Below are 21,029 nucleotides of genomic sequence, written 5' to 3'. Positions count from 1 at the left end.
ACCCGTGGACAGCGCCGACGGTTGGGGAGACGACGTCTACCAACCCGACGGATCCGAGGTTCAGGACGACGCGGGGCTGCTCGACGCCGAGGACACCCTGGAATCCGACGGCGTGCACGATCCTCTGGACCGGGGCTGGTCACCCCCGGAGCGACCGTGGGCGGTGGAGCGCAACGGGGTGACCGCTGCCGAGCGGCATCGCGGCGAGACCCTGGACGAGCGCCTCCTGGAGGAGGTCCCGGAGATCGCAGAGCCGGACGGTGACGGCATCGGAGACTGCCCGGACTCGGACGGGGAACCTCTGGACAACGAGGTGGGTGACCTCCGCTCCGGCCGTCTCGTGGCGCCGAACGAAGGAGCGCACGAGGATGGGGAGAGCGGTCTGATCGCCACCGACGTGGGCATCGACGGCGCCGCGGCCTCGGCGGAAGAGGCTGCCATGCACATCGTCGACGAGGACTCCCCGTACGGCTGACGGGGCTGCTCCCGTCGTCTCCCCCGACCTGTCCGCGCACCCCCTCCCCAGGCAAGGAGCAGTCATGCAGCAGGACAAGCAGCCCGACTACCACTCCGTGGTCTTCCGTGACCGCGCCGCCGGGTACGCCTTCCTCACCCGGTCCACAGCGACCAGCGACCGGACGATCGACTGGGACGACGGCGAGACGTACCCCGTCGTGGACGTGGAGATCTCCTCCGAGAGTCACCCCTTCTACACGGGCAAGGCCCGGACCGTGGACACGGAGGGTCGGATCGCCCAATTCGAGAAGCGGTACGGCAGCGGGAGCCAGGACCGGGCGCCGGGCGGGGGCGACGCGGCCTGATCGTGCCGGAGGGCGGGTGTCGGGCTGTCGGGGACGGCCCTCGCCCAGCGGTCGCCGTAGCGGAACGGCGCTCGCCCAGCGGTCGAAGTCGGGGTCGGGGTCGGGGAACGGCGCTCGCCGGCGGTCGTGGTCGTTCAGATGAAGTTGAGAGCGGCCGCGCAGCCCACTCCGCCAAGCACCATGAACGCCGGCATCAGGACCTTCAGCTCGACCCAGCTGCCCGCCCGGAACCGCATCGCCTTGGGCGGTCCGATCGGGTACCAGCGCTTGCGGCCGACCGGGATGGGCCACAGGATCGGGCAGCCCGACACCGTCAGCGCGTCCCCGATGTCGTGCACCAGCGCGCCGAGCAGGATCGGCAGTCCGAGCCACAGGTACTCCTGGCCCGGCGCGGTGAACAGCCAGTCGGCGCCGTTGCCCGGCTTGTCCAGTACTCCCGCGAGGATCCAGGCACTCGTCGCGGCCAGCAGCCACACGAGGATGTCGGCGCTGGAACCGCGCGTCGCCCGCCAGAGCAGCCCCTCGATCGCGAGCACTATGTGCACGAAGAGGAGTGCCAGGACTCCCCAGCGGCCCCCCGTGATTGCGATGGCCGAGGCTCCGGCGCCGATCATCACCGCCCACAGCCAGGTGTGCGTCAGGGTGCGGTGCCCGCCGGAGCGACGCGGGTCGCCCGCCTTCCTGGTCCCCTTGTAGACGGCGTAGGAAAGCTTGTCGACGATCTCGCACAGCCCTCGCGAGACGGGTCCGAAAGCCCGCGAGATGGTCGCCGCCTTGTGGTCCAGATCCGGGGCGAGTGCCGCGCCCGCGCAGATCAGTGCGCCGACCAGGAGGACCGGCCAGGGCATCGTGTGTCCCGTGGCGGCCGCCGCGGCTCCGACGCCCAGCCAGGCCGCCGCTCCCGACAGTGAGTGTGCTGGTCCCATCATCGCCGTACCCCGCCCCATTCCACTTGTACTGACAGCCAGTTGCCCAGGCGCGCTGACGCTCCGTCGGCGCCACAGCGTAGCGTTCGTGATCTTCCGTCCCGCAGCCGATTCCCCCCTCAAGGGCGTTCACAGGCAAGATGGGGGCGTGACCCTTATCGATCAGCTGCCGAAGACCGCAGATCCCGACGCCCTCTACGAAGCCTTCGAGTCGTGGGCCGGGGAACGCGGTCTCACGCTCTACCCCCACCAGGAGGAGGCGCTGATCGAGGTGGTTTCGGGTGCGAACGTGATCGTCTCGACGCCCACCGGTTCCGGCAAGAGCATGATCGCCGCGGGTGCGCATTTCGCGGCGCTCGCCCGGGACGAGGTCACCTTCTACACGGCGCCGATCAAGGCGCTCGTCTCGGAGAAGTTCTTCGAGCTGTGCAAGATGTTCGGCACCGAGAACGTCGGCATGCTGACCGGCGACGCGTCCGTGAACTCCGACGCGCCCGTCATCTGCTGCACCGCCGAGGTCCTGGCGTCCATCGCGCTGCGCGACGGCAAGCGGGCCGATGTCGGCCAGGTCGTGATGGACGAGTTCCACTTCTACGCCGAGGGCGACCGCGGCTGGGCCTGGCAGATCCCGATCCTCGAACTGCCGCAGGCCCAGTTCATCCTGATGTCGGCGACACTCGGCGACGTCTCGATGTTCGAGGAGGACCTGACCCGGCGCACCGGCCGTCCCACCTCGGTCGTCCGCTCGGCGACCCGGCCCGTGCCCCTCTCCTACGAGTACAAGCTGACGCCGCTCACGGAGACGCTCACCGAGCTTCTGGAGACCAGGCAGGCGCCCGTCTACATCGTGCACTTCACACAGGCCCAGGCCGTGGAGCGGGCGCAGGCGCTGATGAGCATCAACATGTGCACGCGCGAGGAGAAGGACCAGATCGCCGAGCTGATCGGTAACTTCCGCTTCACCACCAAGTTCGGCCGCAATCTCTCCCGTTACGTACGACACGGCATCGGTGTGCACCACGCCGGCATGCTGCCCAAGTACCGACGCCTGGTGGAGAAGCTGGCGCAGGCCGGTCTGCTGAAGGTCATCTGCGGCACGGACACGCTCGGTGTCGGCGTCAACGTCCCCATCCGCACCGTGCTGTTCACGGCTCTGACGAAGTACGACGGCACCCGGGTGCGGACGCTGCGCGCGCGGGAGTTCCACCAGATCGCGGGCCGTGCCGGACGGGCGGGCTTCGACACGGCCGGCTTCGTGGTGGCGCAGGCTCCCGAGCATGTCGTGGAGAACGAGAAGGCCCTCGCCAAGGCGGGCGACGATCCGAAGAAGCGTCGCAAGGTGGTCCGCAAGAAGGCGCCGGAGGGCTTCGTCGCCTGGACGGAGAACACGTTCGCGAAACTGATCTCGTCCGATCCGGAACCGCTGACCTCGCGCTTCCGGGTCACTCACACGATGCTTCTGTCGGTGATCGCCCGGCCCGGCAACGCCTTCGCCGCGATGCGGCATCTGCTGGAGGACAACCACGAGCCGCGCAAGCAGCAACTGCGGCACATCCGGCGGGCGATCGCCATCTACCGCTCGCTCCTCGACGGCGGAGTGGTGGAGAAGCTCGACGAGCCGGACGCCGAGGGGCGCATCGTGCGGCTCACCGTCGACCTGCAGCAGGACTTCGCCCTCAACCAGCCGCTGTCGACCTTCGCGCTGGCCTCGTTCGAACTCCTGGATCCCGAGTCGCCCTCGTACGCCCTGGACATGGTGTCCGTCGTGGAGTCCACCCTGGACGATCCGCGGCAGATCCTCGCCGCCCAGCAGAACAAGGCCCGCGGCGAGGCCGTCGCGGCGATGAAGGCGGACGGCGTCGAGTACGAGGACCGCATGGAGCGGCTCCAGGACGTGTCGTACCCCAAGCCGCTGGAAGAGCTCCTCCTCCACGCGTACAACACCTACCGCACGAGCCATCCGTGGGTGGGCGACCATCCTCTCTCCCCGAAGTCCGTCATCCGTGACATGTACGAACGGGCCATGACCTTTACGGAGTTCGTGTCCCACTACGAGCTTGCCCGCACCGAGGGCATCGTCCTCCGTTACCTGGCGAGTGCCTACAAGGCCCTCGACCACACCGTCCCGGACGACCTGAAGTCGGACGACCTGGAGGACCTGATCGCCTGGCTCGGCGAGATGGTGCGTCAGGTCGACTCCAGCCTCCTCGACGAGTGGGAGCAGCTCGCCAACCCGGAGGTGATGACGGCCGAGGAGGCCCAGGAGCGGGCCGACCAGGTCAAACCGGTCACCGCCAACGCCCGTGCCTTCCGGGTGCTCGTCCGCAACGCCATGTTCCGGCGCGTCGAGCTCGCCGCCCTCGACCACGTCCGGGAACTCGGCGAGATGGACGGCGAGTCCGGCTGGGACGCCGACGCCTGGGGCGAGGCGATGGACAAGTACTGGGACGAGTACGACGACCTCGGTACCGGCCCCGACGCGCGCGGACCCAAGTTGCTGCTCATCGAGGAGGAGCCGCAGAACGGACTGTGGCGCGTTCGCCAGGCCTTCGCCGACCCGAACGGCGATCACGACTGGGGTATCAGCGCGGAGGTCGACCTCGTGGCCTCCGACGCCGAGGGCCGCGCCATCGTCAAGGTCACCGACGTCGGCCAGCTGTGAGCACAGGAGAACGCGACACATGACGAATCCAGCGGAGCGACTGGTCGACCTGCTCGACCTGGAGCAGATCGAGGTCAACATCTTCCGTGGCCGCAGCCCCGAGGAGTCCCTGCAGCGGGTCTTCGGCGGGCAGGTGGCGGGCCAGGCCCTGGTCGCCGCCGGCCGTACCACGGACGGCGAACGCCCCGTGCACTCGCTGCACGCGTACTTCCTGCGCCCGGGCCGGCCGGGCGTACCGATCGTGTACCAGGTCGAACGGGTCCGCGACGGCCGGTCGTTCACCACGCGCCGCGTCACCGCCGTGCAGCAGGGCCGCACGATCTTCAATCTGACCGCCTCCTTTCACAAGCCTGAGGAAGGGAGCTTCGAGCACCAGCTGCCGCCGGCCCGTGAGGTCCCGGATCCCGAGTCGCTCCCGAACGTCACTCAGGAGATCAAGGAGCATCTGGGCGCGCTCCCCGAGACGTTGGAGCGCATGGCCAGGCGCCAGCCCTTCGACATCCGCTACGCGGACCGGCTGCGCTGGACCCCCGAGGAGATCGAGCACGCCGAACCGCGCAGCGCCGTGTGGATGCGTGCCGTCGGTCCGCTGGGCGACGACCCGCTGGTCCACACCTGCGCGCTCACCTACGCGAGCGACATGACACTCCTGGACGCCGTCCGCATCCCGGTGGAACCCCTCTGGGGCCAGCGCGGTTTCGACATGGCGTCCCTGGACCACGCGATGTGGTTCCATCGGCCGTTCCGGGCCGACGAGTGGTTCCTGTACGACCAGGAGTCGCCGATCGCGACCGGTGGCCGAGGGCTGGCCCGGGGCCGGATCTACGACCTGGAGGGACGCCTGCTCGTCTCCGTCGTCCAGGAGGGACTGTTCCGCAAGCTCGAGGGCTGACCGCCCTCTGCTCAGCTCAGGGGTTTCTGCGGCGCAGCCAGCCGAGGAGGCGTCGAGGGCGTTCCGGCTCGTGGATCGCCTGTCGTACCTCGGTCCGTTGCTGCTCGTCACCGGGCTGTCGCCGTCCCTCGACCAGCCGTAGCCGCTCCTCGATCAACCGTGGCCGTTCCCGACTCACCACCGGAGTCCGGGGCTTCGGTGTCGGCCGGGGCGCCCGGCGGTGTGCGCGCGCCTCTTGCAGTGTGTTGGCCAGGTCGGACCGGAGCCAGCTGATCTCGTCCGGGTCCTCCGCCGTCATGATCCGTGCGGCGACGTGGGCGGCGGGCGAGTCGGGCGCGCCGTGCGTGGTCCGTTCCGGATCGAAGCGGTTCATGTAGGCGCGCTCGTACGGATCGGCGACGATCTCCGCGACCTGCGCGGGATCGAGCAGTGAGGCCACGGCCGCGGCACGGGCCCAGGGATCCTCGGTCTGTCGCAGCAGGAAGCCCACGTGACGCCCTCGCCAGTTCCGGGCCCTCAGGTCCAGGCCCGCGTCCAGTTGGTCGCGCAGCCCTTCTGGTGTACGCCCGTTCAACAACGGAGCGTTCTCCTCGGCCTCGGCGAACTGCCGCAGCTCTTCTGCCGGATACAGCCAGACGACGGCCCTGTACCGGTTCAGGTAGAACTTGACGGGCACCACGAAGCCCAGGCGTGCGAACTTGGTGAACCTGGCTGCCGTGACATCCATGAGAGCCGCGCCCTCAGACGTACCGACCGCCTTGACGCGTTTCTTCAACCCGTCCGGGAACCCGTCCTCGGACATCACCCGGTCGATCTCCGCGCGGGCCACGCGACGGCCTCCGCCGCCTTCGTCCGGGACGGTTCGGATGCGACCGAGTCGTACGGCGAGGTCGAACTCGCCTCGTTTGAGCCCCAGCTCCCGTGCCGCGCGGCTCTGTGCGAGTGTCTGCCGGGCCGCCGGATCGACGGCCGGATTCGCGCCGACGACGGTGGCGTTCACAAGAGCGGCGGCGGTGTTCGCGCCGGGCGTGACGGACTGCGTGATGGTGTTGCCGGACATGGTGGTTCTCCCCCGTAGCAGCGGTGTGCGCTTGCGTGCGCTTGCTTCGAGAAAAACCGTAGCCGGTTCGCCGCGACTCCCGCAGAGCCTGTGGATAACTCTGACGGCAGAGCGTCTGCGCAGGTCAGAGGTCGATCGAGGGTGAGTGTTCCGGCTGGCGGGCATCGACGTGGAGGTGTTCGCCGACGCGGTTGACGAGAAGCGTCATCTCGTACGCGACCTGGCCGATGTCGGCCTCCGCCGCACTGAGCACGCACAGACAGCTGCCGGTGCCGGCCGCCGTGACGAAGAGCACGGCGTCGTCGAACTCGATCATCGTCTGGCGTACCCGGCCCGCGCCGAAGTGCCGGCCCGACCCCTTGGCGAGGCTGTGCAGGCCCGAAGAGACGGCGGCGAGATGCTCGGCATCCTCCCGCCTGAGCCCCGTGCTCGCCCCGGTCACCAGGCCGTCGTTCGACAGCACCAGCGCGTGCCGTACGTGTTCCACACGCTCGGTCAGGTCGTCCAGCAGCCAGCCAAGTCCCTGGTTCTCAGCCATGATCCGTCTCCCCGTGGATATGTGGCTCCCCCTGGCCGGAGGATCTGATCAACCAGCCTTCCCCACCACCGCCGTCCGGGCAAGGAGGATAGGGGCATGGCACACAAGATGACCGATGAGGAATGGCGGGCCTTCGTCTCGAACGGCACCCGCACTGGCAAGTTGTCGACAGTCCGGGCCGATGGGAGCCCGCACGTGGCGCCGATCTGGTTTCTGCTGGACGGGGACGACCTGGTCTTCAACACGGCGAAGACCACCGTCAAGGGACGGAATCTGGCCCGCGACGGCCGGGTCGCCGTGTGCGTGGACGACGACCGGCCGCCGTTCGCGTACGTCGTCCTGCAAGGGCGTGCCCGGATCTCGGAGGACCTCGACGAACTCCGGCTGTGGGCCGGGCGGATCGGAGGCCGCTACATGGGCGAGGAGCGGGCCGAGGAGTTCGGCGCCCGCAACGGCGTGCCCGGCGAACTCCTCGTACGCGTGAGGATCGAGAAGGTCCTCGCGGAAGGCGGCATCGCGAACTGAGCGGGCCTGCGCGGCGGGTGAGCGAGGGACCCGCGTCGGCCGGCTGAAGCTCTTCGCGTCGGCCGACCGAGGTTCCTCGTGCCGGCCGGGCGAAGCTCCTCGCGTCAGCCGACCGAGTCGAGAAGCCGGGCGGTGTGCATCCGCCCGGCGTACTCGACGAGACGTATCAGCACCTCCTTCCCCGAGTCGCGGTCGCGGGCGTCGCAGAGCACCACGGGCGTTCCCTTGTCGAGGTCGAGGGCGCGCGACACGTCGTGAGCGCCGTACGTCCGCGAGCCCGTGAAGCAGTTGACGGCCACCACGAAGGGGATGTGCCGGTGCTCGAAGAAGTCCACCGCGGGGAAGCAGTCCTCCAGCCGCCGGGTGTCGGCGAGGACGACGGCTCCGAGGGCCCCTTGCGACAGTTCGTCCCACAGGAACCAGAACCGGTCCTGGCCCGGCGTGCCGAAGAGGTAGAGCGACAGGCCCGACCTGATGGTGATGCGGCCGAAGTCCATGGCCACGGTCGTCGTGACCTTCTGGTCCACCCCGTCGGTGTCGTCCACCGACTGGCCCGCCTCGCTCAGCAGTTCCTCGGTGCGCAGCGGCCTGATCTCGCTGACCGCGCCCACCAGGGTGGTCTTGCCCACGCCGAATCCGCCGGCGACGAGAATCTTCAACGCCAGGGCCGTCTCACCGCTGGTGTCGTCGGAGTGTTCGGAGACCATCGATCACTTCTCTCGGGAGTGCCGACCGCTGTCGGCATCAGTACATGTGTGGCAGGGGGTGTGATCCGTCATCTACAGGGCCCTCAGTCCTTCGATGACCTCGCGCAGGATGCGCTCGTCCGGCAGTTGCGCGGGCGGCACCGGGCGGCTGACCTTGACGCAGCCGAGTTCCAGGAGGTCGCCGAGGAGCACTCGCACCACACCCACGGGCAGGTCGGCGTCCGCGGCCAGTTCGGCGACCGACTGGGTCTCGATCCGGCAGAGTTCGATGAGGGCTCTGTGTTCCGGACCGAGTCCGGTGTCGTCGCGGACGTCGGGTGCCCCCGTGTCGAGCGAGACCAGCGCGATCAGGTCGAAGCGCACCCCGGTCGGGCCGGACTTGGTGCGTCCGCCCGTCATCGCGTAGGGGCGGACGAGCGGCCCGGCCTCGTTGTCGTACCACTGGCTGCCCGGCTGTTCAGGAGGGCCTGTCCGGTCCTCGGCCATGTGCGCCGGCATCGTCGCTCACCCGGCCGCGGGCGGGTGAGCGACAGTGCGGGGCGCGGAGTAGAGGTGCTCCCCCACCCGTTTGACCAGGAGCGCCATCTCATAGGCGACCAGGCCGATGTCTGCCGTCACGGCGCTCAGGACAGCCAGGCAGGAGCCGTCTCCGGCGGCCGCCACGAACAGGAAGCCCTCGTCCATCTCCACCATGGTCTGGCGCACGCCACCGGCGCCGAAGTGACGGCCTGCCCCCTTGGCCAGGCTGTGGAAGCCGGAGGCGATCGCGGCGAGATGCTCCGCGTCCTCGCGCCTGAGGCCGCTGGACGCGCCGACCGCGAGCCCGTCGTTGGACAGCACGACGGCATGCCGCACTTCGGCGACGCGCAGCGCCAAGTCGTCCAGCAGCCAGTCGAGTTCGCCGGACCGTTGGGCGGTCCCCATGCCCGGTTCCTGGATCATGCGGGGTCTCCTTCGCTGCTGTCGCTGCCCGCTACGGGGTCGGGGGTGACGCCGAGGCCTGGTGCCCGGCCGCCGCCGCGGGTCCACCCCGCGCGATACGCCGCCATGCGGTCCCGTACCGCCTCGGGGGTGCGCTCGTCGTCCTTGTGAGGCGCGGCTTCCGCGGGCTCGTCGGGCCGTCCTTCACGCAGCTGCGGGGCGAGGCTGGCTTGTCGTACGCGCCGTGGGAGTTCGTCGGATTCCACGGTGTCGTCCTCAGGTCGATGCAGGCGCAGGGTGGTGACGCCGGGCGGCGGACGGTCTTCGCGCTTGCCTTCGGACGAGGCTTCCGCCTCGATCGGTATGGGAGGCACCAGAGCGGGCCGCTCGTTCAGCGCCCCTACGGAATGTGCCTCAACGGAACGTGCCTCTACGGAGTCGTGTTTCGGGGCGGGGCCGGGCACGCGCGCGTACGTGCGTTCAGCGGCCTTTTCCCGGTCCGCCCGGCGGCCACCGGAACGTTCCTCCGCGGCGGCCTGCAGGAGTGGCGTGGGCAGCAAGACGACCGCGGTGGTGCCTCCGTAGGGCGAGGTCCGCAGGTGGACCTTGATGCCGTGGCGGGCCGCGAGCCTGCTGACCACGAAGAGGCCGAGCCGGTCGCTGTCGAAGAGATCGAGGGCCTCGGACTGCTCGATGCGGCGGTTGGCCTCGGCGAGTGTCTCCTTGCCCATGCCGAGCCCGCGGTCCTCGACCTCCACGGCGTAGCCGTTGCCGACCGGCTCTCCGGTGACGCGCACCCGGGTGTGGGGTGGTGAGAACTGGGCTGCGTTCTCGACGATTTCGGCCAGCAGGTGGGTGAGGTCCGCCACGGCGGCTCCGACGACCGAGGTCTCCGGGAGTTGTCGTACCTCCACGCGCGCGTAGTCCTCGACTTCGGAGACGGCGGCACGGACCACGTTCGTCAGGGAGACCGGCATGCGCCAGGCACGGCCGGGAGCGGCTCCGGAGAGGATGATCAGGCTCTCCGCGTGGCGTCGCATGCGGGTGGTGAGGTGGTCGAGCCGGAACAGGTCGCTCAACTCGTTCGGGTCGTCGGAGCGGCGCTCCATGGCGTCCAGCAGGCTCAGTTGGCGGTGAACCAGAACCTGGCTGCGACGCGCGAGGTTGACGAAGACTCCGGAGATGCCGCTGGCGAGTTCGGCGCGCTCCACCGCGGCACGCAGGGCGGCACGGTGCACCGTGGTCAGCGCTTCCGCGACCTGTCCCGCTTCGTCCTCCGCGGGTGGTCCTGGCGGAGCCTCGGCATGGACGTCGATCTCCTCCCCCGCGCGCAGTTTCCGCATGGCGTGCGGGAGTTTGCGCCGGGCGATCTCCAGGGCGGTGTTGCGCAGGCTCACCAGCTCGATGACGAGGCCGCGTCCGATGCGTACGGAGATGACGAGCGACGCGGCCACGGCGACGAGCCCCAGCAGCACCGCGGCACCGGCCGGGGCGAGCAGACCACGCCGGAGCGGGTCGGCCCGGTCCGCGACACCGCTGCCGGCGTCCGTCTCGATCGTTCTCATGTCGTCCCGCACGCGCGCGTGTGCCGCGTTCCAGGTCGCCTCGGGCGCGGCGCCGAGCGCCCTGCCGCCCGGACCGGCCGCGAGCACGTCGTTCTCGACGGCGTGTACGTCGGCGTACGCGCTGCCCTCCACCAGGCCCTGCCAGGCGACTCGTTCGGAGCCGCGCAGATCGGCGACGGCCGACTCGGTGAGCAGCCTGCGTGTGTCGACCGCGCCGGTGAACATCCGGAGCCGCTGCCCGTCGAGGGTGCCGGCGAGCCGGGCACCCGTAAGTACTGTGTCCTCCTGCGCGAGGGCCTCACCCGCCCGGGAGAACTCGAGCAGCACGCGCGCGTCGGAGCCGATTTCCGCGTCCTGGATGCCGGTGAGCGCGCCGCCCACCGAGAATGCCGTCGCGATGGTCCTGGTGTACCGCTCATGCGTCTCGTGCCAGCCGGCCCTCCGGTCGAGTACGGCGGTCCGCAGGGAGCGGAGCTGTTCGGCTCCGGTGACGAAGGTTTCGAGGCGTCCGGCCACTCCGGAGGGCAGTTCCTCGCTGTCGGCGACGGTGCTGTCGTCCCCGAGCCGGAGTTTCGCCACGGCCCGGTCGGTGCGTGTCGTCAGCTTCTTGAGGTCGCCCGCCCGGTCGGCGGCGGGTTTGGTCGCGTAGCCGACGGCCACCGTGCGTTCTTCCTGGAGCGCGGCGACGGCCGCGGCGACCGGTGCACGGACCTGGGAGTCCACGCGCTGCAACTGCCGCAGCCTGGAGACGTCCTGGGCGGTCGTGACGGTGGCGTACGCCCAGAGGGCGAGCAGGGAGACGACGGGCACCATCAGCAGGCAGACGATCTTCGCCCGCACGGTCCGGGGACGCAGGCTCCAGCCTCCCGCGCGCGTGGGTACGTCACTGGGTGCCGTGTCGGCGGATTCCTCCGGGCCGGAGCCTTCGTCGGCCGGCGGTCCGGCGTGCGCGCGGCGGCCCCGCACCGGCTTCGGCGGTGTCTGGGAGCCGTCTGTCGGGGTCCTACGGGGTGTACGCATGGCCTCCTCGCTCGGAGTGGTTCGGGGGACGTACCTGGCGGGTCGCCGGTCCGGGCCGCCGCTAGCGGGCGGCGCTCTCGACGGGCCGCTGGGCCGAGGCGGAGGCCTCGCGCTCCCCCGCCGTCGGGGAGAGCGCGACGAACGCCGATGTCAGGAAGAGATAGGACCCGAGGCCGACGGCGAGGGGGAAGATGAACTGCATCGCCGTGGCCCCGGGCAGGAGGTCGCCGGAGGGCGAGACCCGCACGCCGACCGCGATCATCCCGGTGTAGTGCATGCTGCTCACCGCCCCGCCCATGACGAGGGAGGCAACGGCGACGGCGATCGGCGACTTGATGTTCAGCGCCGCCCACAGGGCCGCGGTCGCCGCGACCACGGCGATCAGGACGGAGATCCCGACGAGCACCGGGTCGTAGGTGACGTCGCCGTGCAGCCGCAGTGCGGCCATGCCCAGGTAGTGCATGCTCGCCACGCCGAGCCCGGTGGTGAGCCCGCCGAGCACCAGCGCGCGGCCGCGGTCGCGGCCGTAGCCGACGGCGAACACGCCCGCGCCGACGACGACCACGGCGACGAGCAGGCTGAGCATGGTCAGTGGCACGTTGTAGCGGATGTCGGTGCCGCTGACGCTGAAGCCGAGCATCGCGACGAAGTGCATCGTCCAGATGCCCGTGCCGATGGCGGAGGCCGCGGTGAGCAGCCAGTTGCGGCGCGACCGCCCCGAGGCGCCGAGCGCGCGGACCGTGCAGCGCAGTCCGAGGGCGGCGCCGATGCAGGCCATCACGTACGACAGCACGGGGGTCAGCCAGCCGAAGGTGGCGTGGTCCAGGTGTCCCATGGCTCCGGGACGCTAGTCCCGCCCGGAGCGCACGAAGGGGGCGCGTTTCGAAAGGTGGTGGAATATGGCGCAGCAATGCACCGGAACGATCGTGTCACGCTCGAACATGCGCACCGCGCCGTGCTCCATGTCGGCGTTCGACCGCGTCGCTCACCCACCGGTGCGAGATCATGCGGTGCATGAGCGACGACCACACGCATGTCCAGGAGTTCTTCGGGGCCCGCGCGGCCGACTGGGACGCCCGGTTCCCCGACGACGGTCCGGTGTACGCGGCGGCCGTCGCCGAACTCGGGCTGCGGGAGGGCGACCGGGTGCTCGACGCGGGCTGTGGAACGGGGCGCGCCCTGCCGCCCCTCAGGGACGCCGTGGGGCCCTCCGGAGTGGTCCTCGGCGCGGACCTCACCCGGGCCATGCTGGAGGCCGCGGTACGGGCGGGCCGCGACCGGGACGGGCAGTTGCTGCTCGCCGACGTGGCGCGGCTGCCGCTCCGCTCGGAGTCGCTCGACGCCGTGTTCGCGGCCGGCCTCGTCGCCCACCTTCCGAACCCCTCGGAGAACCTGCGGGAGTTGGCGAGGGTCGTGAGGCCCGACGGAACACTGGCGCTCTTCCACCCGATCGGCCGGGCGGCCCTCGCGGCACGCCAGGGCCGCCGGATCACACCGGACGACCTGCGGGCAGAGGGGAACCTCCGCCCGCTCCTGTCCGGCTCCGGCTGGCGTCTGACCTCGTACGTGGACGAGGACTCCCGGTTCCTCGCGCTGGCCGTACGCCTCCCCTGAGGCCGGGCATCGAGACGCTCGCGCGACTTGCGGCGTCGCGTCGGTCTCAGGCCGTCGCGACGCCCGCCCCCAGGCCGCCGTTCCACGGCGACGGCTCATCTTCCTCGATGAACCGGCGAGCTTCTTCTACGAAGGCGATCGACCACTGCGGGCCGAGGAGTTGGACGACCCGTTCCGCCGCGAGATCCTCACCGTCGCGCGCGCCACGAGCCGGGCCGAACCGGCATGGCTCAGGTCCATGATCGACTCACTTGACCCGGGTGGACGCTCACCGCTCCACACCCCTGTCCTCTTCTGAAGTCGAAGCTTCAACTCTACTTTGAGTAGCAGCACATGAGCGATCGGCTACGGCAACCGCACAGGGGGAAGGTGGCCCGCATGTCCGGCACATTGGCCAGACTCTGGAAGCTCTTTTCGCGCCCGCGACCGATCGAGTCCCCGGAGCATTCGCCTCCGGGGAAGCGGCGTCCGGAGAAGCGCACGCACAACCTGTTCGAGGCCGCCGCCGCGTATGTGTCGGCGTGCGCCGAGGACGACCAGGACGGGATCGACGAAGCCGCGACCTGGGTGTCGCCGGAGGCGCTGTCGTTCGGGGTCAACGAGCTGGCCTGCCGGGCTGTCATCGCGATCGCGCGGGAGCGCGACGAGTCGCCCTCGGCGGTGGCCCGGACGCTCCTCGGCCTGCCAACCGCCTGACCGCCGGCGAGTGCCAGGCCGATACCGAGGCTGACCCGGCGAGGGCGGACGCGGGACGGTCCGGGCGGCGGCCAGCGGTCGTTTCACCCCCGTCCAGCGGGACAACCGCAGCTCCGTACGCATTCGGCACCCGTGACAAGCGCCGCGGAAGCGCATTAGGGTGCGCCGACGGACGTAGCGATGGGGAGGCTGGGATGGCCGGGACGGACGATCAGGCCGTCGCCGCCGGGGACGACGACGCACTGTATGTGCTGACGGCGGTGCTGTTGACGCCTGCGCAGTTCCCCAGCGTGCTGGGCGACGACTATCCGGAGGCGTGCGCGGCTCTCGCTCTCGCGCCGCTCGCCGACGGGTACGGCCTGGTGCTCGGCCAGGACGGGGACGGGTCGCGGTGGACGGTCATCATCGACGACGTCTCGCTGGTGGCTGTCGCCATCGCCTCCTGGGACTGCGGCATGGAGTACGACCTGTCGCCGGACGAGCGCTCGATGATCGCGGCGCTGCCCGGGTGGCCACTCGCCGTGGCCGTGGCGGCGCCCGGTGTGCCCGCGCCGCACGATCCGCCGCCCGACATCGCGGAACAGGCGCCGCTGTCTCCCCCGGACACGTCCGCGTGGGGCCCCGCTCAGCGGCGTCTGGGCGCCGACGAGATCGCCCTCCAGTGGGCGGCGTGGCGTGAGCAGATCGACGACGAGGACTTCGCCGGCCAGAACGGCGAGGCGCCGCCGGAGCAGGACACGCAGGACGACGGGTCCGACGACAAGGCCGGAGAGGCCGGCGACAGCGGGAGCGCACCTCTCAGCGGCGTCCAGCGCGTCCTCGCCGAGGCTCGCTCCTATGTGGACTCTCCACCTCCCCTCGGCCGAGTGCGGTCGTCCTTCGCCTCGGGCGAGGCGCGGATGCTTCGGGCCGACGGGCCGGGCTGGTCGATGGTGGCGAGGACCGACGACATCGCCTTCGTGCTCCTCGACGAGAAGCCCGGAGAGGTTCTGCCGGTCGGCCGCGGGCCCGAGCTTCCCGGGCTGCTGGAGGCACTGGACAAGATCGCCGTTCGCCCGAGCTGAGCCCGATGGGTCGGTCCGAGGCGGCAGACGGCCGCTCCTGACGTGCTACCGGTCGGCGTTCGACATCCTCATGCCGTGAGTACGGACGCGCTCACGACATGGGGCAGTGGGGCGCGCGGCCGCCCCCGGGCCGTACCGTCGGCAGGCCCGTGAGCGGCGACATGGTCAACTCCTGCGCTCTGGAAGGGAATCGACCGGATCGGCCCCGCCTCAGCGGCCCAGCTCCTTGCGGGACACACGGCGCAACCTGCGCCGCTGTGAGGGGTCCAGCGTCAGATACGCTGCTGTCGGAACTCCCAGGACGATCAGGAGGGCAGCCCACCAGGGCAGCCAGATGAGCAGGAGAAGCCCGACCGCCACACCCCCTACGGCGATCTTCGCGTTCTTCGACATGTGCGTAGCCTCCTTCGCGGCCACTGCCGCTCTCTGTCTTGAGAACGGGCCCGTGTTCCCCGCAGTTCCGGGCCGCGACCCTGATACAACCCTGAGTCGCGTCCCCTACTCGGCCCTGAGCGGCTCCCCGACCTCGTACATGTGCCGCAGGGCCTGCCGGTAGGAGTCCACGAGTCCCGTCTCCGCGTAAGGGATACCCAACTCTCGACAGTGTGCGCGCACCAGTGGGCGGACGAGCTTCAGATGAGGGCGGGGCACGCTGGGAAACAGGTGATGCTCGATCTGGTAGTTGAGGCCGCCCAGGAACCAGTCGGTCACGGCACCCCCTCGTATGTTGCGCGACGTGAGCACCTGGCGACGCAGATGTCCCCACCCCTCGCCGTCGGGGTCGGGCATCTCCATGCCCTTGTGGTTCGGCGCGAAGGCCAGGCCCAGGTGCAGCCCGAAGAGCGCCTGGTGGACCGCGGCGAAGGCGACGGCCTTGCCGAGGGACATCGAGCCGAGCAGCAGCGTCACGTACCCGGCGACGTGCGCCACCAGCAGGAAGCCCTCGACCACGCGTTCCCGCGGAGGCTGTCGCCGCAGGTCCTGGAAGCCGTGGATCTTCAGGGCAACACCTTCGAGGAGGGTGAGCGGGAAGAAGAGCCAGGCCTGGTTGCGGGTGAGCCAGCGCCGGAAGCCGCTACGGTCCGCGGCTTGCCCGCTGGTGAAGACCAGGACGTCGGCCACGACGTCGGGATCCTTGTGGATGTGGTTGGGGTTGGCGTGGTGGCGGTTGTGCTTGTCGTTCCACCAGCCGTAGCTCATCCCGAGCAGCAGATTGCCGTGGATGAGCCCGATGAGACGGTTGACCGAGCGGTTGCCCGCGATCTGGGAGTGCCCGGCGTCGTGACCCATGAAGGCCGTGCGGGCGCACATCACGGCGAGCGGCGGGGCCAGGAGCAGCACCCACCAGGAGTGGCCGATCAGGACGACGCCCGCGACGACACCGGCCAGGACCAGCGCGTTGACGGCGATGGCCAGCGCGTACCAGCCCTGCCTGCAGCCGAGGAGACCCTGGCCCTTCACGGTGCGCAGGAGCGGTGTGAACTCGCTCCCGACGGAGATCCTGGGAGGGCGTTCCGAGACGGCTGTGACGTTTTCGGGCATGGCGGGACTCCGGTCTCTGAATGCTGAAGGAGCAGGCTGGGAAGAGCGGGCTGCGGCGGACCGGCCGCGGGGAACGCCGACCTCAAGAAACGTACGGATCAGCGACCCGGGGCGACCATGGCGCCACCCCCCGTGTCCGGGCGGGGGACAACATCGGCCGCCGGGTGGACCTGGCAACACCCCCAGGGAAGAGTGGCCCGCATCACACCGAACGACGGCCACCGAGAGTTACTCGTGTTGTATCCTCGGCGACCTTGCCCCCAGGTAGTCAAATTTGAGGAACGCGTCATCGCTGTGCAGAGGATTCCTGCGGCAACCCCCTCCGAGATCTCCGAACTGGCCCGCTGCTGTGCCGTGTTCATGCCTGCCGATCCGGCCCGTACCGGCACCGTCGCCTTCTGGACGCCCGACGGTGAAGGCCCTCCCACGGTCGACTCCGGTGCTGTCGAGGAGCTGACGGTCGCCCTGCCCGGCGAGGACGGTGTCGAGCTGGTGACCGTGCCGGCCGTCGTGCTGCCGGTGCGGACCGCTCTTCCGGTGCTCACGCGCGCGCGTGCCGTGGCGCACGCCCACAGGGCGACCGCCTTCTGGGGTGCCGCTGCCGTGCTCGCGCTCCAACTCGCCGCGCGGGGGCTGCTGCTGCCCGGTCTGAGCGCCGGTGACCACGACGCGTGGCGTGCGGGGCCGCTGGGGGCGGCTGACCTGGTACGAATCCGCGAACTGGCGGCCGCGATGCCGCCGCACGCACACGCGGTGCCGGTCGACGAGGCGGAACCGCTGCGGCTCCCCGATCCCGAGTGGCTGCTGCGTGCCTTCCTCGACGCGGTCGCCGACACACTGCCCCGCTCCCCCGCCGCGTCACTCGCGGCGGGTGGCCCCGCCTTCGCCGCTCCCGAGCCGCAGCACCTACCCGAGCAGCGTGCGTGGGCCTCCGACGTGGCCGCGGGGCACGACGCCGGCGTACGGATCTCGCTGCGCGTGGAGGTGCCGGGCCTCTCGTCGGCCGTGTCGGACGAGACCCGGCTACCGTTCCGTGCGGTGCCGCAGTTGCACAGCGTCAGCGATCCGGCCCTGTTGGCGGACGCGTCCGAGGTCTGGGGCGGCACGAGCCCGGCCTTCGGTCCGCGCGCGCGGATGCACGCGCTGCTCGCGTTGCGTCGCGCCGCACGGGCCTGGGCCCCGCTGACTCCCCTGCTGTCGGCGAGCGTGCCCGACTCGATCGAACTCGCCGACGAGGAGGTCACGGAGCTCCTCGGCGAGGGTGCCCGATCGCTCGCGACCGCCGGTGTCGAGGTGCACTGGCCCAAGGAACTGGCCCACAAACTGACGGCCCGTGCGGTCATCGGTCCACCGGACGACGAACGGGACCCCGACGGGCTGTCGTCGGACACTCCGTCGTTCCTGTCGGCCGACGCGCTGCTGGCCTTCGACTGGCGGTTCGCCCTGGGCGACCAGCGACTGACACGTCAGGAGCTGGACCAACTCGCCGAGGCGAACCGCCCCATGGTGCGGCTGCGTGACCAGTGGGTGCTCGTCGACCCCCACGAGGTCCGTCGCGCCCGCGCCCAGCAGGATCGCAAGGTGACGCCCATCGACGCGCTGAGCGCCGCTCTGACGGGTTCCACGGAGGTCGACGGCCAGCGGGTCGACGTGCGGCCCACGGGGTGGCTGACGGCGCTGCGGGACCGCCTGTCGGACCCGGAGGGCCAGGAGCCCGTCGGGCAGCCCGCCGCACTGGACGCGACCCTGCGCGACTATCAACTGCGCGGGCTCAACTGGCTGGCCCGTATGACCTCGTTGGGCCTTGGCGGCTGTCTCGCGGACGACATGGGCCTTGGCAAGACGATCACGCTGATCGCGCTGCATCTGCACCGGCAGACCGACGAGTCCGCCGCGGGCCCCACGCTCGTGGTCTGTCCGACGTCCCTGATGGGCAACTGGCAGCGCGAGATCGAGCGGTTCGCCCCGGGCACCCCTGTCCGCCGCTTCCACGGTGCGCGGCGGAGCCTCGAAGGGCTGGCCCCCGGCGAGTTCGTACTCACCACGTACGGAACGATGCGGCTCGACGCGCCACGGCTGGTCGAGGCGTCCTGGGGCATGGTCGTCGCCGACGAGGCGCAGCATGTGAAGAACCCGTACTCGGACACGGCCAAGCAGCTACGGACGATCGGTGGCCACGCGCGCGTGGCGCTCACCGGAACTCCGGTGGAGAACAACCTCTCCGAGCTGTGGGCGATTCTCGATTGGACGACACCGGGCCTGCTGGGCCGACTCGGCACCTTCCGAAACCGGTACGCCAAGGCGGTCGAGGGCGGGCAGGATCCGGGGGCGGCGGACCGGCTCGCCCAGCTCGTGCGGCCGTTCCTGCTGCGCCGACGCAAGTCCGACCCGGGCATCGCACCCGAGCTGCCGCCGAAGACCGAGACCGACCGTGCCGTGTCGCTCACCAAGGAGCAGGCGGGTCTGTACGAGGCGGTGGTCCGCGAGACCCTCGCCGAGATCTCGGGCGCCGACAGCATGGCGCGGCGTGGACTGATCGTGAAGCTGCTGACCGGGCTGAAGCAGATCTGCAACCACCCGGCGCAGTTCCTCAAGGAGGACAGGCCGAAGATCCCCGGGCGCTCCGGAAAGCTGGAGCTGCTCGACGAGTTGCTCGACACGATCCTCTCCGAGGGAGCATGCGTTCTGATCTTCACGCAGTACGTGCGGATGGCGCGCCTGATCGAGCGGCATCTGAGCGCGCGCGGCGTCACCTCGCAGTTCCTGCACGGGGGTACGCCGGTGCCCGAGCGCGAGGCCATGGTGGAGCGCTTCCAGGACGGCGAAGTACCCGTCTTCCTGTTGTCGTTGAAGGCGGCGGGCACGGGCCTGAACCTGACACGGGCGGAACATGTCGTGCACTACGACCGCTGGTGGAACCCGGCCGTCGAGGCCCAGGCCACCGACCGGGCGTACCGCATCGGACAGACCCGGCCGGTGCAGGTGCACCGGCTGATCGCCGAGGGGACCATTGAGGACCGCATCGCGGACATGCTGGTCCGCAAGCGGGAGTTGGCGGACTCCGTGCTCGGGTCCGGGGAGTCGGCCCTCACCGAGCTGACCGACAGTGAACTGGCCGACCTGGTGGAACTGCGAGGAGGCACCCGATGAGTGACCCGTACGACAACACCCCGGAGCGCACCTTCGCCGCCCTCCCTCCCGCGGGCGGGAGGGGCTTCGCGCAGACCTGGTGGGGGCAGGCATGGCTGAAGGCCCTGGAGGACGCGGCGCTCGACTCCCAGCAGGTGAAGACGGGCCGCAGGCTGGCCCGGGCGGGAGCCGTGGGCGCCGTGTCGGTCCGTCCGGGGCGCATCACCGCGGTGGTCCGGGACCGTGACCGCACCTCCCACCGCGCCGACGTCCTGTTGCAGGAACTGTCCGAGGAGCAGTGGGACCGCTTCCTGGGCATGGCCGTCGAGCGTGCCGGGCACATCGCGGCGCTGCTGGACCGCGAGATGCCGCCGCATCTCGTCGAGGACGCGGCGGCCGCGGGTGTCGAACTCCTTCCGGGTCTGGGCGATCTGGAGGCGGAGTGCGACTGCGACGCGTGGGACCACTGCGGTCACACGGCGGCACTGTGCTACCAGGTGGCGCGGCTGCTGGATCAGGACCCGTTCGTGCTGCTTCTCCTGCGCGGTCGCGGTGAGCGCGAACTGCTGGACGAGCTGCAGGTGCGCAGCGTCCCCCGGACCGAGACCGAGGCTCCAGGGCAGGAGCAGGCGTACGAGGGCGTGGACGCCGCCGAGGCGTACGCGGACGGGGACATCCTGCCCCCGCTGCCCGACGCGCCTCCTGTGCCCGCAGAGCCGGGACTGCCGCCCTCCCTGGACACGGAGACCGATCCGGCGCCCGGGGTCGATCCGGCCGCGCTGGAGTTCCTGGCGACGCAGGCCTCCCACGAGGCACACCGTCTGCTCACCGAGGCACTCAGGGCGGGCCACGAACAACGCTCCATAGCGGCCGAGTTGACGCTCGCGCAGGACGCCGTCCGGCTGGCCTCGGGTGATCCCGACACCTCGGTCGCCGACCGGCTCGCGGAGGGGTCGGGCCGCGACCGCGAGGGGCTGGCCCTGGCCGTCCGCGCCTGGGAACACGGGGGCACGGCCGCGCTCGACGTGCTGGAGGCCGACCGGCCGGCGGAGGCGGAGACCCTCGCACGCGCGCGTGCCGCCCTGGAGTCGGCCTGGGAGGAGGACCAGCGGCCTGCCCTGCGCGCGTCCCACAACCGCTGGACCGTCGTCGGCGGCCGGACACAGTTGCGTCTGGGGGCGGACGGCCGTTGGTGGCCCTATCGCAAGGAACGGGGGCGTTGGGCTCCCGCGGGTCCCGCGTCCCAGGATCCGGCGACCGCGCTCGCTCTGGCGGAGGGGCAGGAGTGACGCCTGCCTGAAGGGCGCGCAGGAAATGCAGGGCACGCAGGGCACTTGGAGCGCGCAG

The 21,029-nt window shown here is 70.6% G+C and carries 20 protein-coding genes and 1 pseudogene; 11 read left to right on the top strand and 10 right to left on the bottom strand.

Translation table 11 applies throughout. From position 1 onward, the window contains the following. The first annotated feature begins 4 nt into the window (after positions 1-4). Together ACH4YP_RS22715 and ACH4YP_RS22710 are read left to right on the top strand one after the other, a co-directional pair. Positions 5-475: a DUF5709 domain-containing protein gene (locus ACH4YP_RS22715; protein WP_398492076.1), complete on the top strand. Its 471-nt coding sequence runs from the start codon at positions 5-7 to the stop codon at positions 473-475. Positions 476-539: 64 nt separating this feature from the next. Next, positions 540-821, top strand: coding sequence for a type B 50S ribosomal protein L31 (locus ACH4YP_RS22710; protein WP_361054199.1), 282 nt, complete (start codon positions 540-542; stop codon positions 819-821). Between the two features lie 134 nt (positions 822-955). Here the strand turns inward: ACH4YP_RS22710 and ACH4YP_RS22705 are convergent, their stop codons facing one another. After that, a complete protein-coding gene (locus ACH4YP_RS22705) occupies positions 956-1,750 on the bottom strand; it encodes a metal-dependent hydrolase (protein ID WP_398492073.1) in 795 nt (264 codons plus the stop codon). Between the two features lie 145 nt (positions 1,751-1,895). Between ACH4YP_RS22705 and ACH4YP_RS22700 the strand changes: the two genes are divergently transcribed. Continuing rightward, positions 1,896-4,409 carry a DUF3516 domain-containing protein gene (locus ACH4YP_RS22700; protein WP_361054193.1) on the top strand — a complete coding sequence of 838 codons (2,514 nt, stop codon included), beginning with the start codon at positions 1,896-1,898 and terminating at the stop codon, positions 4,407-4,409. A 19-nt stretch (positions 4,410-4,428) separates the two neighbouring features. Continuing rightward, on the top strand, positions 4,429-5,301 hold the full coding sequence (locus ACH4YP_RS22695) for an acyl-CoA thioesterase II (protein WP_361054190.1): 873 nt from the start codon (positions 4,429-4,431) through the stop codon (positions 5,299-5,301). Between the two features lie 16 nt (positions 5,302-5,317). On the opposite strand, the gene ACH4YP_RS22690 is transcribed toward ACH4YP_RS22695, so the two are convergent. Both ACH4YP_RS22690 and ACH4YP_RS22685 read right to left on the bottom strand, forming a co-directional pair. Next, the gene (locus ACH4YP_RS22690) at positions 5,318-6,361 is read right to left on the bottom strand and encodes a DUF6397 family protein (protein ID WP_398492071.1); all 1,044 of its coding nucleotides are present in this window, start codon (positions 6,359-6,361) and stop codon (positions 5,318-5,320) included. 124 nt (positions 6,362-6,485) lie between these two features. Continuing rightward, complete coding sequence (locus ACH4YP_RS22685) at positions 6,486-6,899, bottom strand: roadblock/LC7 domain-containing protein (protein ID WP_361054184.1); 414 nt, start codon at positions 6,897-6,899, stop codon at positions 6,486-6,488. A gap of 96 nt (positions 6,900-6,995) precedes the next feature. Here ACH4YP_RS22685 and ACH4YP_RS22680 point away from each other — a divergent pair, with 96 nt between their 5' ends. Continuing rightward, on the top strand, positions 6,996-7,424 hold the full coding sequence (locus ACH4YP_RS22680; protein WP_361054181.1) for a PPOX class F420-dependent oxidoreductase: 429 nt from the start codon (positions 6,996-6,998) through the stop codon (positions 7,422-7,424). Positions 7,425-7,528: 104 nt separating this feature from the next. Here ACH4YP_RS22680 and ACH4YP_RS22675 read toward each other — a convergent pair whose 3' ends face one another. From ACH4YP_RS22675 to ACH4YP_RS22655, 5 genes are all read right to left on the bottom strand, one after another. After that, positions 7,529-8,131 carry an ATP/GTP-binding protein gene (locus ACH4YP_RS22675; protein WP_361054178.1) on the bottom strand — a complete coding sequence of 201 codons (603 nt, stop codon included), beginning with the start codon at positions 8,129-8,131 and terminating at the stop codon, positions 7,529-7,531. Positions 8,132-8,203: 72 nt separating this feature from the next. Beyond that, the gene (locus ACH4YP_RS22670; protein WP_361054372.1) at positions 8,204-8,617 is read right to left on the bottom strand and encodes a DUF742 domain-containing protein; all 414 of its coding nucleotides are present in this window, start codon (positions 8,615-8,617) and stop codon (positions 8,204-8,206) included. Between the two features lie 18 nt (positions 8,618-8,635). After that, entirely contained in the window at positions 8,636-9,073 is a 438-nt protein-coding gene (locus ACH4YP_RS22665) for a roadblock/LC7 domain-containing protein (RefSeq protein ID WP_398492068.1), read from the bottom strand. Then, positions 9,070-11,637 carry a nitrate- and nitrite sensing domain-containing protein gene (locus tag ACH4YP_RS22660; RefSeq protein ID WP_398492066.1) on the bottom strand — a complete coding sequence of 856 codons (2,568 nt, stop codon included), beginning with the start codon at positions 11,635-11,637 and terminating at the stop codon, positions 9,070-9,072. The genes ACH4YP_RS22665 and ACH4YP_RS22660 overlap by 4 nt, the downstream gene beginning before the upstream one ends. Before the next feature lie 61 nt (positions 11,638-11,698). Continuing rightward, positions 11,699-12,472 (bottom strand): MHYT domain-containing protein, encoded by a 774-nt coding sequence (locus ACH4YP_RS22655; RefSeq protein ID WP_362068227.1) that lies wholly within the window; start codon positions 12,470-12,472, stop codon positions 11,699-11,701. A gap of 179 nt (positions 12,473-12,651) precedes the next feature. Between ACH4YP_RS22655 and ACH4YP_RS22650 the strand changes: the two genes are divergently transcribed. The 4 genes and pseudogenes from ACH4YP_RS22650 to ACH4YP_RS22635 all read left to right on the top strand — a co-directional run bounded on the left by ACH4YP_RS22650 (position 12,652) and on the right by ACH4YP_RS22635 (position 15,011). Beyond that, on the top strand, positions 12,652-13,251 hold the full coding sequence (locus ACH4YP_RS22650; RefSeq protein ID WP_398492064.1) for a class I SAM-dependent methyltransferase: 600 nt from the start codon (positions 12,652-12,654) through the stop codon (positions 13,249-13,251). A 58-nt stretch (positions 13,252-13,309) separates the two neighbouring features. Beyond that, positions 13,310-13,549: pseudogene (locus tag ACH4YP_RS22645) on the top strand (PadR family transcriptional regulator); the annotation flags it as partial. Between the two features lie 80 nt (positions 13,550-13,629). Beyond that, complete coding sequence (locus ACH4YP_RS22640; protein WP_398492062.1) at positions 13,630-13,947, top strand: hypothetical protein; 318 nt, start codon at positions 13,630-13,632, stop codon at positions 13,945-13,947. 194 nt (positions 13,948-14,141) lie between these two features. Beyond that, positions 14,142-15,011 carry a hypothetical protein gene (locus ACH4YP_RS22635; RefSeq protein WP_361054160.1) on the top strand — a complete coding sequence of 290 codons (870 nt, stop codon included), beginning with the start codon at positions 14,142-14,144 and terminating at the stop codon, positions 15,009-15,011. A gap of 210 nt (positions 15,012-15,221) precedes the next feature. On the opposite strand, the gene ACH4YP_RS22630 is transcribed toward ACH4YP_RS22635, so the two are convergent. Next, complete coding sequence (locus ACH4YP_RS22630) at positions 15,222-15,404, bottom strand: hypothetical protein (protein WP_055611783.1); 183 nt, start codon at positions 15,402-15,404, stop codon at positions 15,222-15,224. Positions 15,405-15,509: 105 nt separating this feature from the next. Continuing rightward, positions 15,510-16,553, bottom strand: coding sequence for a fatty acid desaturase family protein (locus tag ACH4YP_RS22625; protein ID WP_398492060.1), 1,044 nt, complete (start codon positions 16,551-16,553; stop codon positions 15,510-15,512). A gap of 294 nt (positions 16,554-16,847) precedes the next feature. Here ACH4YP_RS22625 and ACH4YP_RS22620 point away from each other — a divergent pair, with 294 nt between their 5' ends. Continuing rightward, the gene (locus tag ACH4YP_RS22620; RefSeq protein WP_398492058.1) at positions 16,848-19,703 is read left to right on the top strand and encodes a DEAD/DEAH box helicase; all 2,856 of its coding nucleotides are present in this window, start codon (positions 16,848-16,850) and stop codon (positions 19,701-19,703) included. After that, complete coding sequence (locus ACH4YP_RS22615) at positions 19,700-20,971, top strand: SWF or SNF family helicase (protein ID WP_398492056.1); 1,272 nt, start codon at positions 19,700-19,702, stop codon at positions 20,969-20,971. Before ACH4YP_RS22620 ends, ACH4YP_RS22615 begins: the two co-directional genes overlap by 4 nt. The last annotated feature ends 58 nt before the right edge of the window (positions 20,972-21,029 follow it).

It is taken from the genome of Streptomyces sp. NPDC020747 (assembly GCF_044334695.1).
Taxonomy (GTDB): Bacteria; Actinomycetota; Actinomycetes; order Streptomycetales; family Streptomycetaceae; genus Streptomyces.
Note: the sequence above shows the minus strand (reverse complement) of the source record. Positions and strands in the feature narration are given on the sequence as shown.

Coding starts and splice junctions, on each gene's coding strand:
- ACH4YP_RS22655 (WP_362068227.1), bottom strand. CDS start 12,472: ATGGGACACCTGGACCACGCCACCTTCGGCTGGCTGACCCCCGTGCTG.
- ACH4YP_RS22680 (WP_361054181.1), top strand. CDS start 6,996: ATGGCACACAAGATGACCGATGAGGAATGGCGGGCCTTCGTCTCGAAC.
- ACH4YP_RS22685 (WP_361054184.1), bottom strand. CDS start 6,899: ATGGCTGAGAACCAGGGACTTGGCTGGCTGCTGGACGACCTGACCGAG.
- ACH4YP_RS22630 (WP_055611783.1), bottom strand. CDS start 15,404: ATGTCGAAGAACGCGAAGATCGCCGTAGGGGGTGTGGCGGTCGGGCTT.
- ACH4YP_RS22670 (WP_361054372.1), bottom strand. CDS start 8,617: ATGGCCGAGGACCGGACAGGCCCTCCTGAACAGCCGGGCAGCCAGTGG.
- ACH4YP_RS22660 (WP_398492066.1), bottom strand. CDS start 11,637: ATGCGTACACCCCGTAGGACCCCGACAGACGGCTCCCAGACACCGCCG.
- ACH4YP_RS22650 (WP_398492064.1), top strand. CDS start 12,652: ATGAGCGACGACCACACGCATGTCCAGGAGTTCTTCGGGGCCCGCGCG.
- ACH4YP_RS22615 (WP_398492056.1), top strand. CDS start 19,700: ATGAGTGACCCGTACGACAACACCCCGGAGCGCACCTTCGCCGCCCTC.
- ACH4YP_RS22705 (WP_398492073.1), bottom strand. CDS start 1,750: ATGATGGGACCAGCACACTCACTGTCGGGAGCGGCGGCCTGGCTGGGC.
- ACH4YP_RS22690 (WP_398492071.1), bottom strand. CDS start 6,361: ATGTCCGGCAACACCATCACGCAGTCCGTCACGCCCGGCGCGAACACC.
- ACH4YP_RS22640 (WP_398492062.1), top strand. CDS start 13,630: ATGTCCGGCACATTGGCCAGACTCTGGAAGCTCTTTTCGCGCCCGCGA.
- ACH4YP_RS22665 (WP_398492068.1), bottom strand. CDS start 9,073: ATGATCCAGGAACCGGGCATGGGGACCGCCCAACGGTCCGGCGAACTC.
- ACH4YP_RS22675 (WP_361054178.1), bottom strand. CDS start 8,131: ATGGTCTCCGAACACTCCGACGACACCAGCGGTGAGACGGCCCTGGCG.
- ACH4YP_RS22625 (WP_398492060.1), bottom strand. CDS start 16,553: ATGCCCGAAAACGTCACAGCCGTCTCGGAACGCCCTCCCAGGATCTCC.
- ACH4YP_RS22710 (WP_361054199.1), top strand. CDS start 540: ATGCAGCAGGACAAGCAGCCCGACTACCACTCCGTGGTCTTCCGTGAC.
- ACH4YP_RS22635 (WP_361054160.1), top strand. CDS start 14,142: ATGGCCGGGACGGACGATCAGGCCGTCGCCGCCGGGGACGACGACGCA.
- ACH4YP_RS22695 (WP_361054190.1), top strand. CDS start 4,429: ATGACGAATCCAGCGGAGCGACTGGTCGACCTGCTCGACCTGGAGCAG.